Source organism: Proteus genomosp. 4 str. ATCC 51469 (assembly GCF_003144375.1).
GTDB lineage: Bacteria > Pseudomonadota > Gammaproteobacteria > Enterobacterales > Enterobacteriaceae > Proteus.
Genome location: NZ_PENV01000023.1, coordinates 17,187 through 32,632, shown reverse-complemented (window position 1 = coordinate 32,632; position 15,446 = coordinate 17,187). Strand labels below are relative to the sequence as shown.

Sequence of the window (15,446 nt, the reverse complement as noted above, 5' to 3'; positions counted from 1 at the left end):
AGGCAGAGTTTACTGACTCTGCCTTTTCACCCAGAAAAGGGATCGACACGGTGACGCTACCTTCAATACCTTTGCCAGAAAGAATTGACCAAGCACGACTGAAATGGACGTCGTTACAGCAACAACATCTCTATTTTGCCCCTGTACGCCATCACAGCCCCGCTTGTGCTTATGCTGTTTTATCACTAATTGATTCGGTAAAGCCTGACTATATATTAATTGAAGGCCCTGATACCTTTAATTCTCTTATTCCAAGCCTGACTGATAAAAGCACCCTGCCTCCGGTGGCTATTATGGGGCAAGCAGAATATTTGCATAATGATGGTAACCAAGAAGAGCGAGAAAAATCACTGCACTCTGCCTATTTTCCATTTTGTGAATATTCTCCTGAATGGCAGGCATTACGAGGTGGTTTACGCATCAATGCAAAAACACGCTTTATCGATTTACCATGGGCGGCTCAAGTTAATAACGAAGAGTATAGTGATTCACAAAGTCGCAGCTTACAAAAAGAACGTTATTTAGCCCATAGCCAATTTATTGCACAATTAGCCAAAAAATGTCATTGCCGTGATCACGATGATGTTTGGGAGCATCTTTTTGAGCTACGCAACATTGAAGCTTTAGCTGATTGGCAAGCCCTCTTTAATGATACCTTTATTTGGTGTGCTCTTGCGCGTCTTGATTATGAGCCAGAAGTACTTGAATCAGAAGGTTCTTCGCAACGTGAAGCACATATGCTCACTCATATTAAAACCATCAAACAACAAGAGCCCAATGCCAAGATTTTAATTGTAACTGGAGGATTTCATACCCTTGCATTAATTGAAGGTCTAGCTGATTCACAATCTCAATCTTTCGCCATTTCTAGCACAGAGCAAAAGCAATTCACTAAAATGCAAAGAATGGCCGAAAAAGAACAAGCTTGGCTTATTCGTTACAGTTTTGACAGATTAGATGCACTTAATGGCTATGCTTCTGGTATGCCATCTCCGGCTTTTTATCAACAAGTTTGGCAAAGTTTGATGCAACAACATCATGATAAATTAGAAAATAATGCTCTTGCTAAACAGCCAACACAAATTTATCGCAATAAAATGGGGATCGCATTTTTAAGCTCAGTGGCTCAATCTATTAGAGAAAAACAATTTGATAATCCACCTAGTTATTTAGCCGTAAAACTGGCTGCCGAGCAAAGTTTACGCCTTGCTTTACTTAGAGATCATGCTGGTATGGGTCGCTATGATTTGCTTGATGGTTTACAAAGTGCCTTTATTAAAGGCAGTTTAGATGATAGCCAAAGCGAGTTATGGACAGAAATTAAAACCTGTTTTTCCGGCTATCTATTAGGCAAAATTCCATTAGGTACAGCAACACCACCGTTGGTAAATGAAACCTATGAACGTGCCAGAGGTTTTCGTTTTAAACTTGATGATACATTAGCAAAAACCACTAAATGTGATGTTTACCGCAACCCTCAACATCGCTTAAGAAGTCGTTTTTTACATTTACTGGCTTTCTTAGAAATTCACTTTGCACATCGAATCAATGGCCCTGACTTTCTTTCTGGTCATCAATTGGATTTATTGTTTGAAGAGTGGCAATACGCTTGGACACCCAATGTGGAAGGAGAGCTGATTTCATTATCAGAGAAAGGCTCACAACTTGAAGCTATCGCCTTAACTAAGTTGTTATCTATGGAAAAACAGCTTGAAGAACAAGGCCAAGGTCGCTCAAGTCAAAGTGCTGTCACTTTATTAACACAAGCAGCATTAATTGGCCTCCACCAGCGCATTCCATCACTCTTTAAACTATTAGATAGCTATATTCAGCAAGATTTTCGCCTTGAGTCATTAACTCAATGTGGACATAAATTGATCCATTTATGGCGAGGTCGTCAATACCTTGATATTACCGATGAGCTAGCACTGGAAAATCGACTACATCAAGTTATCCCTCAAGCATTTTTTTGCTTAGAACAACTCGCTCAAGGTGATGAACAACAACAAGAAAGCAATTTACAAGCTTTGCTCTCTTTACGTGAACTGATTGAATTTATGCCATCACTCAATAATCCTCATGATTACAAAAGCGATTTCTATCAGCAACTTAATCGCCTTGATGGTCAACTAGATGCAGTTCCTTTATTAAAAGGTGCTGTTGATGCATTGCGCTATTTAGGCTCATATATTGATGAAACTACGCTGACAAACGCATTAAATGCCACGTTTAGTACAGGAAGTTCTCCTGAACAAGCTATTGGTTATTTTGTCGGGATTATGCGAACAGCACCAGAGCTTGTGATCCGCTTACCTTTATTGGTTGATCACTTAAATACCTTGTTACAACAATGGGATGAAGAGCGTTTCATTCAGATCTTACCTGATCTGCGTTTTGCATTTAGCCAACTTAATCCCAAGCAAAATGCAGAGCTTGCACAATATATTGCCAACGATATTGGTTTAGATACACAAGCGTTATCATTATGGCAGTCAGAATTTAGTGCCAAACAAATGATTGAAGCCACTAAACTCAATCAAAAACTGCAACAGCGTATAACGGAGCAAGGCATAATTTCTTGGTTTGATACTAAGAAAGCAGAGAAAGGAGACAATGCCTATGAGTCAGCATAATGACGATATGCCTGAAGATAAAATACAACAAGCAAAACGCTGGCGCCTGATTTTAGGTCAATATGCGGATGATGCTCTTGGGCAAGCGACTTTTAATGCTGATGATTTAAAAGTTGAACGTACACTCGACTTTCTCTATCGCCGAGAATATCAGCGCCGAGGGCTTCGCCAAGAGCGAGGACGCCATGGTTCACTCGATGCATCGCAACTTACCGCGGTAAACTGGCTAAATCAAGCACGTAAGCTATTTCCTAATAGCACCTTTGAACGTATGCAATCACAAGCTATTGAACGTTATCAAATCAGTAGCTTTCTTAAAGATCCTAATACGTTAAAAGCAATGGAGCCCACAAAAGCGTTAGCCAAAACACTATTAAGCTTACGTGGACGAATGAGCGAAGAAACACGAGATGCTGTTAAAACTATTATTCGCAAAGTGGTTGAAGATATTTTACGTCAAATTCGTAATAATTTTCGCCAATCATTAACGGGACGTCGTAATCGCTTTAGACGCTCTTTGGTGCCTAATAGTCGCAACTTTGATTGGCGCGCAACTATTGCTGCAAATTTAAAACATTACGATACCCAAAATCGTCGCTTAGTCATTGAAACACCTTATTTTAACTCACGGATGCAACAACATTTTCCGTGGGATGTTATTCTCTGCGTTGACCAAAGTGCGTCAATGTCTAGTTCCATTATGTATGCAGCTGTTTGTGCCAGTATTTTAGCTTCATTGCCTGCCGTTAATGTCTCTTTAGTGGTTTTTGATACTCAAGTTGTCGATTTATCTCATTTAGCAGACGATCCTGTTGAGGTTTTAATGACCGTACAATTAGGGGGCGGTACTGATATTGCAGGTGCAATGCAATACTGTGAAAGTTTAGTCAAAAACCCTAAACGTACCGTTATTTCACTAATCAGTGACTTTGAAGAAGGTGGCTCATTAAACCGATTATTAGATTGCACACAACGTCTTAATAGCCAACAAGTTAAATTATTAGGGCTTGCGGCACTTGATGATGAAGCTCAACCTGTTTATGACTCTGCGATTGCACAAAAACTTGCGGACAGAGGTATGCAAGTTGCCGCCTTAACACCAGAACATTTCGCACAATGGCTAGCAGAGGTAATGCAATGAGTTGGCAAACCGTTTACTTTCATTACGATGAAGATGCGCTCACTGTATTTGCTAATGCAGGATTATTAAGACGCGCAAGAAAAGACGTTGATAACGAAAAAGTATCACTCACTGATGCCAATACAGGGCAATTCAGTAGTGATGGACAAAATGTTGTTTTACACGAAGCAGGTATTCAACAAGCCAGTTGCGATTGTTCTGCATCTGGTTGCTGTAAACATATTTTAGCCGCCGTTTTATGGCTACAAGCTAATAATAATGCTGATAATTCAAATATTAATAATAGTGATGAAATATCATCAGAAACCATTACTGAGCCTGTTGAAATCATCCCTCTGTTACCCACATTATTTGCTCTTGATCCAGAAGTATTAATCAAAAAAGCGGGTAAACCAGCCTGTCGGGCAGCAATTAAATTAATTGAGCAATGGGAAAATATAATATTCAATCTAGAAGACACAGGAATTCAGTTAAAAATTCAACTTCCTGATGTAAATGAACCTGTTATTTTCTTACAAGCGAGTGGTTACGATGGCATGTTATCACCATTTTCCGACTCACAGAAAAAAGCCTTTCATCTTGCTATCGTGGCTAAATTATTTGAGCAATACTCGAAACCTTGGGCGTGGCCAGAAGATTTAATGACGGCGCAATCTTCTAAACGTCCCCTGAATGATGAAGAAATAGCGCTAATTAATACCATTGAACAATTTATTTATGATTTATTACGCCAAGGGCTATCACATATTAGCTTAAGCAGTGCCACACAGTTGCACTTATTAAATATGTCCGCTCGAGCAGAAGGTTTACCTCGTTTAGCGTCTTATTTACGAACATTAAGCACTCAAGTCAAACTGTTGGCAGAAAGACATTTCACTATGGATGAAAGCAATGTCTTGCGTTTATTAGCCCATATTTCTGCCTATCTATTCCAATTATCTAATGCGACACCAGAACAGTTAAAAGTGTTACGAGGGCAACTTCGTCGTCAATATGATGATAAAAAAAATAGCCTTTCCCTTATTCCGGTTGGAGCAAATTGGTGGACAGCACAAAGTGGCGCATTAGGAGCAACGTTTACCTTTTGGGATAGCGAAGAAAAACAGTTATTACAAGCGACACAAGCGCGCCCTAATCAGCTCGATACCTTGTTTAATCGTTATGGTGTTTGGAACAGTTTGTCATTATGGAAACAAACTGCGGATAAATTAATGCGTCGTCCTTTTTTATTACAAGAGCCTCGTATTTCTGATGAAGGAAAACTCGCCACTATTGGTGATAGTTTTGCTCAAAATCAAGCAGACTTTCTTGATATGACGGAATACAACAATTTACAAACTGAGCTAGGCATCAATAATTGGCGAGATTTACCTGATTACTTTGCCCATCAAACAGAAGGGTTTCTTTCCCCTCTTGTTTTGCATATCAAAAACTATAAACCTTTAATTTGGTATGAAGTAGAGCAATGCATAATTTGGGAAGTGTCAGATAATCATGAGAATTCAGCATTCTTGCGCCTTTATTGGGAAGGAACAACACAAAATAATCTAGAAGAGTTGCGCTTTCTTACCAAAAAAGAGTTAGAAATTGTCGCAATCACAGTGCAACCCGTTCGACGTGATCTCAATATAGACTTGTTACCAACGACTATTTGGATCAAAACAGAAAAAGGCATTGAACTGTTTTATCTCGATTTTGACCAATTTCCACGTAAGAAAAAACAATCAGGCTTTATTAGTCGTATTCAAGAATATATGGCTAAACGTAAGCAACAAACAGCAATGCATCACAGTGAACCGACTCTAGCACAAAAGTTCTGTCGCCCTATTTTATCGGTATTAGAAGCTCAAGCGTGTACTGGACGAGAATTACTTTCAGAAATGCAAAAAGAGCAATTAGAAATAAGCAAACACACCGCAGATGATTTAGGAATGACATTAATAGCTGATCAATTAGCTTATTATTTGGCGTTAACTTCCCGCGACTCACGGGCGTTATTACAGTTAATTTGGCTATGCGATAATCTGCAACAATTACAAAGTCCGTTACCTATTCAACTTAACGAGTAATTGGTATTAGCGAAAAAAGCTATCTCTCAAATTAAAGAGAGATAGCTTTTAAGATGAGAATAAATAATGGGTTTATGCTGGATTATCAATATCAACAAATGTCACATCTAAATGATGTGTTTGAGCCAGCCATTCACCTAATGCTTTAATACCATAACGCTCTGTTGCATGATGCCCAGCAGCAAAGAAATGAACGCCCATTTCTCTTGCGATATGAATAGTCTGTTCTGAGACTTCACCTGTCACAAAAGCATCTACACCTTGCTCTGCAGCATCTTGAATAAAGCCTTGTCCGCCCCCTGTGCACCACGCAATACTGCGAATAGCGTCAGGTGCATTATCACCACAATGCAATACATTGCGTTGTAACGCTTTTTCTAAACGTGCTTTTAATTCAAGAGGTGTTAAAGGTAAATCAAACACGCCTTTAGGCACTAAAGGTAATATTTCCCCTTCAACTTTAACCCCCATTTTTAACGCTAATTGAGCATTATTTCCTAAGATTGGGTGCGCATCTAACGGCAAGTGATAACCAAAAAGATTAATGTCATTGCAAAGCAATGTCTTTAAGCGATTACGCTTCATTGAACGAATAACAACAGGCTCATTTTTCCAAAAATAACCATGGTGAACTAAAATCGCATCTGCATTTAATCGTACTGCTTCATCAAGTAATGCTTGGCTGGCGGTCACTCCCGTGACTATTTTTTGAATATGAGGGCGTCCTTCAACTTGAAGGCCATTAGGTGCATAATCTTGAAAGTTTTCAATGCTTAGTTTCTCATTAATCACTCGTTCCAGATCAGAGTTCTTCATTTCATTCATCTCCCTATCATCACGAATGCCACTATTTATATAACAATCTAATAAATAGCAATAGGTTAAAAGCATCCGTTTAAGTAAACCATTATTCTTTATTGTAACGTAAAATTTGCAGATTATTTGAAGTTAAGAAAAAACGAGAAGATAGCATTACAAAAATGCTTAAAAAAGAGGGGATAAAAATAACGCCTACTTATGTAAGCGTTATTTTGATGTTCTGTTATTTGTGGCTATTTAATGCCACTTCTGATTTTGCCAGCCAAACTGGTTTATCACTTGTTTTAGACCATACACGGTGTATATAGCTATAAAATTGTGCACGTTTAGGATGGAAAACCATAACAGGAAATGCCGCAACACCTAGCGCAACAGCACCAGTACGACGGGCCAAAACATGTTTTTTTGTATATTCGTTATAAGCTGGCATAGTGCTCTCCTGTATAGAGATTAATTTGATGTTGAAATTTTACCTCATTTGATGAAATTTTACTACTGATCAGACCACTAAATTCGTGCGAAAAATCACCTTTATTTTGCTTGATATGTAATTAAATTTCATAATAGAAACAAAAATGAAACATAATTGACATGATTATTAACAAAATGAGATCGGTATTTTTACTTAATGAAAGTTGTAGTAAATAATTTCGAGGATAAATTATCAAAAAAGAAAAAATCAAATAAGAGAAGATAAGTAGGATATTCAAGAATGCGGGCTTTAGTATTAATAATATACAACTGAAGAATACATTTAGCAGTGAGTAATGAAATACTTATTCAGGGAAATCAAGAAAATCCACATCCATTGAATGATGGATAAGGCGAGCGATAAATAAGGTACCATTTTTTGGTAGATAATAAATTGAGTGTTTTTTAAACTCAAGTCGTCTCATACCGTCACATACCCAATTACACTCTCGCCCAATCCAAGATGCTCGAGCAAGTAGCTCAAAAGTCTGTTGTAACTCATTATGATATTTTTTTGCCTGAGTTACACCAAATTGCTGAATGGTATAACGTGCAATTTGATAAATATCTTCTTCTGCTAATTTAGAGAGTTTATACATTTAAGTCCTTTTCAGCTCTTGCAAAAATATCATCCATGTTGTTTTCACTCTCTGGTGAATTCACACCATCTAGTACCATTTTACGAACTATTTTGACCCGTTCTTCTCTGATTTCCATCATACGTAAAGCATCTCTGATTACCTCAGAGGTATTTCCATAACGTCCTGAATTAATCATTTCACCAACAAAACCATTAAAATGTTCACCCAAAGTTACGCTAGTTACTCGTGCCATAAATCCTTCCCACATTGTATTACTTAGTAATACAACAGTAGCAATAAATTTATTAATTTGCCAGCTAATACCATAAAAAAACACCCCAATATTGAAAACCAATTTTGGGGTGTCATCAGTAAATAGAGAATTTTATAGCTTAAAATACCCTGAACTTATTTCTTAACTACTTTACCTTTACCGCGTAGGGTTTCGGTTAACCCTTTCAGGAAGTATCTCACAAGCTGATCGCCACAGTTACGGTAGTTTTTATGTCCTGGTTTACGAAATACAGCACTTAATTCAGGCTTAGAAACACGGAAGTCAGCAAGCTCATAAATCTTTAGAATATCCACATCTTTTAATTCAAAAGCGACACGCAGTTTTTTTAGGATAATATTATTTGTGATGCGCTTTTCAACTTCAGGTGCTGGGAAATTTTCATCTTTTCCGCGACGATAAAAAATTAAACCATCTAAAAAATGTCCCATCGCATTATCATCACACTCGACAAATTCAGGTTCATCGTCTTTTTTCAGCCAACTATTGACTAATTCTTTCGTGACGGTGTAATCAGCTAGTTTCATGATTTCAACAACATGTGCATCACTTAGATCCAGCATGTAACGTACGCTGCGTAAAACAAAATTATTTTGCATTGTATTGATTATCCACTCTATTTTTAATTCTAAATCAACCTCAATGATGGATATCAATGCTGTGATCTAAAAATATTCAATAATTAAAAAAATACACTCTACCTTTGGGTAGAGTGTATTCTATATAAATAGTTTATTGCACTAACTTATTTGTTAGCAAAAACATTATTTACTATTTCAATCGCTTCTTTTTCAATTAATTCACGGTGCTCAGGGCCTCGGAAGCTTTCACAGTAAATCTTATATGCTTCTTCAGTACCAGAAGGTCGAGCCGCAAACCAACCGTAATCAGTCATCACTTTTAAGCCACCAATAGATGCGCCATTACCTGATGCATGTGTTAAACGTGCAGTAATCGGATCGCCTGCTAATGTGCTTGCTGTCACCATTTCAGGTGATAAGCGAGACAACAGCGCTTTTTGTTCATGAGTTGCTGATGCTTGAATACGATTATAGCTTGGTGAACCAAAGCGTTGTGCTAATTCGTTGTAATGCTCTTGCGGATCTTTGCCTGTTACCGCTTTCATTTCAGCAGCTAACAGACATAAAATGATGCCGTCTTTATCGGTTGACCATGGTTTGCCATTAAAGCGTAAGAAAGATGCACCCGCGCTTTCCTCACCACCAAAGCCAAACTCACCACTAAATAAACCTTGAACAAACCATTTAAAGCCAACAGGTACTTCAACAAGTTCACGACCTAAATCTGCCACAACACGGTCAATCATTGCACTTGAAACCAATGTTTTACCCACTTTTACATCTTTAGCCCATTGTGGACGATGACGGAAAAGATAGTTAATTGCAGCCGCTAAGTAGTGGTTAGGATTCATTAAACCAGAAGGTGTCACAATACCATGGCGATCGTAATCAGGATCGTTAGCAAAAGCTAAATCGAATTTATCACGCAGTTGCAATAGACCTTCCATTGCCCAAGGTGATGAACAGTCCATCCGAATAACGCCATCATGATCGAGCGTCATAAAACGGAATGTCTGATCGACTTGATCGTTAACTAATTCAAGATCAAGACCATAATATTCACCAATGCGTTTCCAGTACTCGATACCAGAACCACCTAATGGATCAACACCTAATTTTAAGCCTGCTTTCTTAATAGCTTCCATATCAACAACGTCACCTAACGCTTTGACATAAGGCATAATTAAGTCTTGAGCTTCAATATAACCACTCGCCAAGGCTTCATCATAAGAAAGACGTTTGATCCCTGCTAAATTATTTTCAAGCAGTTCATTAGCACGTTTTTCAATAACAGAAGTTAAATCGGTATCAGCAGGCCCACCATTTGATGGGTTATATTTAATACCGCCATCTTCAGGTGGGTTATGTGATGGCGTGATCACAATACCATCAGCAATATCTTGATGTGCATTGTTGTAAGTCAAAATAGAAAAAGAGACTGCCGGTGTGGGTGTATAGCCATTATTTTCTTGAATAATCACTTTCACTTTATTAGCAGCGAGTACTTCTAAAACAGAAATAAATGCAGGCTCTGACAGTCCATGAGTATCTTTACCCACGTAACATGGCCCTGTTACTCCATTTTTTGCACGTACTTCAGCAATAGCTTGTGCAATTGCCAAAATATGGGCTTCATTGAAGCTATGGCGATTTGCACTTCCGCGATGGCCAGATGTACCGAACTTCACACGATGAGCATTAATGCTAGCTTGTGGTTTAAGTGAATAATATTGCGACGTTAATTGCGCCACATTAATCAGATCACTTTGGCGAGTATGCTGCCCTGCTCTTGGATGAATTGCCACAAATCTTCTCCTATTTGACATCACAAGCACGCTTTAAACAAAAGCCTTTGCAATGCATCAATTAACAATAGTGGTTAGATAGTTCCACACACCTTATCAATCTCATTCGCAGGGAATTGCATATCCTGCATGATGCTTTGTACCATTGTTCTTTTACGCTCTGTATTGGAGTTAGTAATAACCCAAAATGGCGTGCCTGAAATATGGCGCGGTTTTGTATGACGTCCACTATCGAGTAATGTTTGTTCATCACCAGCAAAATAGATGCGTGTTCGTCCATGTACTGTTTCAGCAGATTGAGTAAAAGTAGCACTATCTAGGCTATATAACGTAGAAAGGATCTGTAAAAAACGATCAACTGATTTTGTTTTTTCTGCATAGCTGTCAGATAACAACAGTTCTCGCATTTCACGGACCGGATTTTTTGCTGGTGTAATCGATTTAGGTTCAGCTTCCTGTTTAATAACAGGTGCTTGTACTGACTCAGTGACAACGACTGGCTGTACGGGCTGTTTGGCATCAAGCTTCAGTAGACGCCTTAAAATATCTGAAGCGCTTTCACCGATATGTCTAGTTTCGCTAGCAATATAGCGGTAAAGTTCGTCATCAATTTCTATCTTTTTCATTGCTACCCAGTACTGTTTTCAAAAAAAAGTAATTAGGATTATAAGATATAATCTTTAAAAACAAAATAGGTAAAATTTCAATAACTTAAAGAAGATCTATACAAGATCCAGCCATTTCAATGGCTAAGCTTGGTATTTATCCTATTGTTTATCTCGGTATCATCTTCTATTCTTTGAACTTATTCAAACAAAGCCTGCTTCAAATACCGCCTTCTCACACCACACCAACCATCAAATAATATAAAATTCTAAATATTTATTTTTGAGCAATGTCAAGATTTCAACTTTTTAAATAAGTTTAGAATAAATATCTAGATAATGCTATTTATCTAGTTTTTTATAAATTTACCTTATCAATTATTTCTGCTCTTAATCACTCACGCATATTATTACGATAAGTTGGCTTAGCACCTTGTGCATGTCATCATAGAAAAATCGCAATTATTTTTTGGTCATTAACATGAAACTCAATACATTATTAAATTATCAATTACATCAACCTGAAACAGCACCTGCATCCGATTTACCTATTGTTTTGATCCACGGTCTTTTTGGTGACTTAAATAATTTAGGCGTATTAGGGCGTGATCTACGCAAAGACCACACCGTGATCCAAATTGACGTGCGTAATCATGGGCATTCTCCTCATAGCGAAAGTATGAACTATCAAGATATGGCACAAGATGTACTTACATTACTTGATAGTTTACATATCTCAAATGCCATCATTATTGGGCACTCCATGGGGGGGAAAATAGCAATGGCAATGACAGCATTAGCACCAGAGCGAATTGCTCGCATTGTCGTAATAGATATGTCACCTGTAGCTTACAATGTCCGTCGCCACGATAACATTTTTGCGGCACTCGAAGCCGTCACTAAAGCTCAAGTTACACGACGTCAAGATGCAGTAGAAATTATGAGTCCCTTTATTAAAGAAGAGGGAGTTATTCAGTTTTTACTTAAATCATTTAAAAGTGGTGAATGGCTATTTAATTTATCTGCAATCAAAAATGCTTATTCAGACATTATTGGTTGGAAAGACGTTCCTGCTTGGAATTATCCGGTGCTATTTATTCGCGGTGGTTTATCACCTTACATATTAGATGAATATCGTAATGATATTGCACGCCAATTTCCGCAAGCTAGCGCTTTTGTCGTAGCAAATACTGGACACTGGGTACATTCAGAAAAGCCTAGCACTGTTATTAACGCTATTCGTCGTTTTTTATCCAAAGCTTAATTTATTGCCTAAAGTGACGCCATTAAGAAAGTAATAATTTAGCTGAATGTATAATTATTATACTTAATCACGCAATCTGTCGATAAAAAGACCAAATGACAATAGGTTAAACTCAGGAAGCAGTGGCAGGACGCCACTATGTGGGGTATTATTGGGCGTTTCGCAATTTAGTCATTGGTATACGCCCTTTCACAGCAAAATTTATGGCAAAAGAACAAACTGATCGCACCACACTGGATTTGTTCGCAGATGAACGCAGACCTGGGCGACCTAAAACAAACCCGCTTTCTCGGGATGAACAGCTTAGAATTAATAAACGCAACCAATTAAGACGAGACAGAGTCAATGGTTTACGTCGAGTTGAGTTGAAATTAAATGAGGACGCTGTGAATGCACTTAATGAGTTGGCGACTGCAAGAAATGTTAGCCGTAGCGAGCTTATTGAAGAAATATTACTAGAACAATTGGCGCAAAATCACGCCTTGAAAATACATCAAAATGAGAATAGCTAGCAGCTAAACCACACAAATTCGACAGAATTACACTGCTATTTTCGTCAAAATACGTTTTTTAGTTTTCTATTATGAAAACAAGATGTTTATTTTTCACTAGTAATTGTTCAAACACAGACAAATATACTCTAACTATTTTGAAGTGTGGCTAGATGGTAAGTAAAGGCGTTACTGGTACATACAAAGTATGTAATTAGTACGAATTAACGGAGCCAACAACGCAACAATTTGAAGTATAACGAATATAGAATAAAAGAGGTTATCTCACTTTATGGCAATCATAGGTATATTCTTCGGCAGTGATACCGGCAACACTGAAAATATTGCCAAAATGCTTCAAGAAAGACTGGGGGCTGATAATGCCGAAGTTCATGATATCGCAAAATCCAGTAAAGAAGATATCGAAGCATTTGATATTCTGTTACTAGGTATTCCTACTTGGTATTATGGTGAAGCACAATGCGATTGGGATGACTTTTTCCCAACACTAGAAGATATTAATTTTGACGGTAAGCTGGTTGCACTGTTCGGTTGTGGCGACCAAGAGGACTATGCAGAATACTTCTGTGATGCAATGGGCACAATCCGCGATATTATTGAACCTCGTGGTGCTGTCATTGTGGGTCACTGGCCAACAGAAGGTTACCATTTTGAAGCCTCTAAAGGGCTTGCAGATGATAATCACTTTATCGGCCTTGCGATTGACGAAGACCGTCAACCAGAATTAACCGAAGAGCGTGTTGATGCTTGGGTTGCTCAAATCAAAGAAGAAATGAGCCTAGATGAAATTCTGGGATAAATAAATACTCAATATTGAGAATGATAATTATTCAATGGTGTGCTAAGATAGTGTGATAGGTAGGGGTGTTTATTTTTAAATATCATGCCTATAATCAATAAGGTTATTTATTCACCCGAGTGTTAATGAATCAACCCTATTAGTGAGCACAAAAATTAAATTCACCATTAGCAACAGGATTAAATCCGCATGACCGACAATAATAAAGCGTTAAAAAATGCTGGGTTAAAAGTTACACTTCCTCGCTTAAAGATCTTGGAAGTGCTCCAGGATCCTGAGTGCCATCATGTCAGTGCTGAAGATCTCTATAAAAAACTCATCGATATCGGTGAAGAGATTGGTCTGGCAACCGTGTATCGCGTCTTAAACCAATTTGACGATGCTGGTATTGTTACCCGACATAATTTTGAAGGTGGTAAATCAGTATTTGAATTAACTCAACAACACCATCACGATCATTTAATTTGTCTTGATTGTGGTAAAGTTATCGAGTTTACAGATGATGCGATTGAAGTGCGCCAAAGAAACATCGCTGAACGTCATGGTATCAAGCTTTCCAATCATAGCCTTTATTTATATGGCCACTGTGCTGAAGGCAATTGTAAAGAAGATAGCCACGCACATGATGAGAAATAATTCATTCTGGATAATCTCTCAGTAAAAAAAAGGAACTGTCTACAGTTCCTTTTTTATTGCCTAAAATCCGAGGATAACTCTACTTAGTACTTAGCCACACTGATACTGTGTTTAATATGTTTTAAATGAACCACGATAGTAAATGTAACAATGACTAACAGTGACCAAGAGCCCCATTTTCCTGCATGTACAGCAGACCAAGCACCAATTTGGTTAGGATATTGCCATACGCCAAAAAATGTACCGAAATTCTCAGCAAGCCAAATAAAGAAACCTATCAGAACAAAAGCCAATAATAGTGGCATTTTTCGCTCTGTATCATAAGGCGTAAAATAAACCACACTACGGGCATAAAGACCTAAAATAAAGGCAGTTAAATACCAGCGATAATCACCGATAAAGTGATGAGAAAAGAAATTAATATAGATAGCGAGCGCAACCAAAGTTGCCATCCAATAAGGTGGATAATGTTCAATTCGTACTTTTAAAAAACGCCATGCTTGAATTAAATAACTTCCTACCGCGGAATACATAAACCCTGTAAATAAAGGGACTTCCCACAATTTAGTGTAAGCAAAATCAGGGTATTTCCACGATCCAATTGCCGCTGATGTTTTAAATAATTCCATCACAAAACCAACAATATGGAAAAAACAGATCGCTTTTAATTCATCCCATGTTTCGAGTTTTCCCCATACCATCCATAATTGGAAAGCAATAGCGAGAATAAGTAAAACGTCATAACGAGGTATCCCTAATATTCCTTTACTTGGTATTGCAAATAAAATAAAAAAGAAAAATCCCGCAAATAAACAAGAACGCGCTTCTTTCACACCAAAAAAAAGAAATTCAACAATAAATCGTTTTATACCTTTAAAAGGCTTCAATGGTGGTTCTAATAAAAAATCATCCAATCGCTTTAACATGTTTCTTCCTGAAAACGTGCATTATTAAATAGTATTCAATGCAGAATAATAAATTAAGGAGAGATAAAATGAATGAGAAGAAATTTGCCATAGAATGAAAAAACGCACAAGGATGAAAAGGACGAAAAAGAAAGGATTTAAAAATAAAGGTATTTACCCCCCACTACGATACCCACTCTGACTGCCTTTTAGGGTAAATACCTTACGCAAATTTTGCGAAATAACTGAAGCACAAGAGATAAACATAACCCACTCACATTTATCTCAGACGACATAACATGACATGACGACTTTACTTCTACTTTTTACTAC

Annotated in this window: 15 protein-coding genes; 7 read left to right on the top strand and 8 right to left on the bottom strand. The window is 37.7% G+C overall.

Translation table 11 applies throughout. From position 1 onward, the window contains the following. Positions 1-50 precede the first annotated feature (50 nt). The 3 genes from DK866_RS17925 to DK866_RS17915 are packed head-to-tail and all read left to right on the top strand — an operon-like array spanning position 51 to position 5,843. Positions 51-2,633 carry a DUF5682 family protein gene (locus tag DK866_RS17925; protein WP_109410010.1) on the top strand — a complete coding sequence of 861 codons (2,583 nt, stop codon included), beginning with the start codon at positions 51-53 and terminating at the stop codon, positions 2,631-2,633. After that, the gene (locus DK866_RS17920; RefSeq protein ID WP_109410009.1) at positions 2,620-3,774 is read left to right on the top strand and encodes a VWA domain-containing protein; all 1,155 of its coding nucleotides are present in this window, start codon (positions 2,620-2,622) and stop codon (positions 3,772-3,774) included. Before DK866_RS17925 ends, DK866_RS17920 begins: the two co-directional genes overlap by 14 nt. Continuing rightward, positions 3,771-5,843 carry an SWIM zinc finger family protein gene (locus DK866_RS17915; RefSeq protein WP_109410008.1) on the top strand — a complete coding sequence of 691 codons (2,073 nt, stop codon included), beginning with the start codon at positions 3,771-3,773 and terminating at the stop codon, positions 5,841-5,843. The genes DK866_RS17920 and DK866_RS17915 overlap by 4 nt, the downstream gene beginning before the upstream one ends. Positions 5,844-5,915: 72 nt before the next feature. Here the strand turns inward: DK866_RS17915 and DK866_RS17910 are convergent, their stop codons facing one another. The 7 genes from DK866_RS17910 to seqA all read right to left on the bottom strand — a co-directional run bounded on the left by DK866_RS17910 (position 5,916) and on the right by seqA (position 11,018). Then, entirely contained in the window at positions 5,916-6,659 is a 744-nt protein-coding gene (locus DK866_RS17910; RefSeq protein ID WP_109410007.1) for a type 2 GTP cyclohydrolase I, read from the bottom strand. Between the two features lie 226 nt (positions 6,660-6,885). Further along, positions 6,886-7,092, bottom strand: a complete 207-nt coding sequence (locus DK866_RS17905) for a YbfA family protein (RefSeq protein WP_072070216.1) — start codon at positions 7,090-7,092, stop codon at positions 6,886-6,888. Between the two features lie 346 nt (positions 7,093-7,438). Beyond that, the gene (locus DK866_RS17900; RefSeq protein ID WP_109410006.1) at positions 7,439-7,732 is read right to left on the bottom strand and encodes a type II toxin-antitoxin system RelE/ParE family toxin; all 294 of its coding nucleotides are present in this window, start codon (positions 7,730-7,732) and stop codon (positions 7,439-7,441) included. Next, positions 7,725-7,967 carry a type II toxin-antitoxin system ParD family antitoxin gene (locus DK866_RS17895; protein ID WP_109410032.1) on the bottom strand — a complete coding sequence of 81 codons (243 nt, stop codon included), beginning with the start codon at positions 7,965-7,967 and terminating at the stop codon, positions 7,725-7,727. The genes DK866_RS17900 and DK866_RS17895 overlap by 8 nt, the downstream gene beginning before the upstream one ends. 155 nt (positions 7,968-8,122) lie before the next feature. Further along, on the bottom strand, positions 8,123-8,605 hold the full coding sequence (locus tag DK866_RS17890; RefSeq protein WP_109410005.1) for a DUF1456 family protein: 483 nt from the start codon (positions 8,603-8,605) through the stop codon (positions 8,123-8,125). Positions 8,606-8,751: 146 nt separating this feature from the next. Further along, positions 8,752-10,392: a phosphoglucomutase (alpha-D-glucose-1,6-bisphosphate-dependent) gene (gene pgm / locus DK866_RS17885; RefSeq protein ID WP_109410004.1), complete on the bottom strand. Its 1,641-nt coding sequence runs from the start codon at positions 10,390-10,392 to the stop codon at positions 8,752-8,754. Positions 10,393-10,466: 74 nt separating this feature from the next. After that, complete coding sequence (gene seqA, locus DK866_RS17880; protein WP_072070220.1) at positions 10,467-11,018, bottom strand: replication initiation negative regulator SeqA; 552 nt, start codon at positions 11,016-11,018, stop codon at positions 10,467-10,469. 460 nt (positions 11,019-11,478) lie between these two features. Between seqA and ybfF the strand changes: the two genes are divergently transcribed. The 4 genes from ybfF (at position 11,479) to fur (ending at position 14,208) form a co-directional block, all read left to right on the top strand. Continuing rightward, positions 11,479-12,261: an esterase gene (gene ybfF, locus DK866_RS17875; protein ID WP_109410003.1), complete on the top strand. Its 783-nt coding sequence runs from the start codon at positions 11,479-11,481 to the stop codon at positions 12,259-12,261. Between the two features lie 203 nt (positions 12,262-12,464). Next, complete coding sequence (gene ybfE / locus DK866_RS17870; protein WP_109410031.1) at positions 12,465-12,773, top strand: LexA regulated protein; 309 nt, start codon at positions 12,465-12,467, stop codon at positions 12,771-12,773. A gap of 271 nt (positions 12,774-13,044) precedes the next feature. Next, positions 13,045-13,572, top strand: coding sequence for a flavodoxin FldA (fldA, locus tag DK866_RS17865; protein ID WP_109410002.1), 528 nt, complete (start codon positions 13,045-13,047; stop codon positions 13,570-13,572). Between the two features lie 189 nt (positions 13,573-13,761). After that, positions 13,762-14,208, top strand: a complete 447-nt coding sequence (gene fur / locus DK866_RS17860; RefSeq protein ID WP_006537692.1) for a ferric iron uptake transcriptional regulator — start codon at positions 13,762-13,764, stop codon at positions 14,206-14,208. Between the two features lie 83 nt (positions 14,209-14,291). On the opposite strand, the gene DK866_RS17855 is transcribed toward fur, so the two are convergent. Further along, a complete protein-coding gene (locus tag DK866_RS17855) occupies positions 14,292-15,134 on the bottom strand; it encodes a DUF817 domain-containing protein (protein WP_109410001.1) in 843 nt (280 codons plus the stop codon). Between the last annotated feature and the right edge of the window lie 312 nt (positions 15,135-15,446).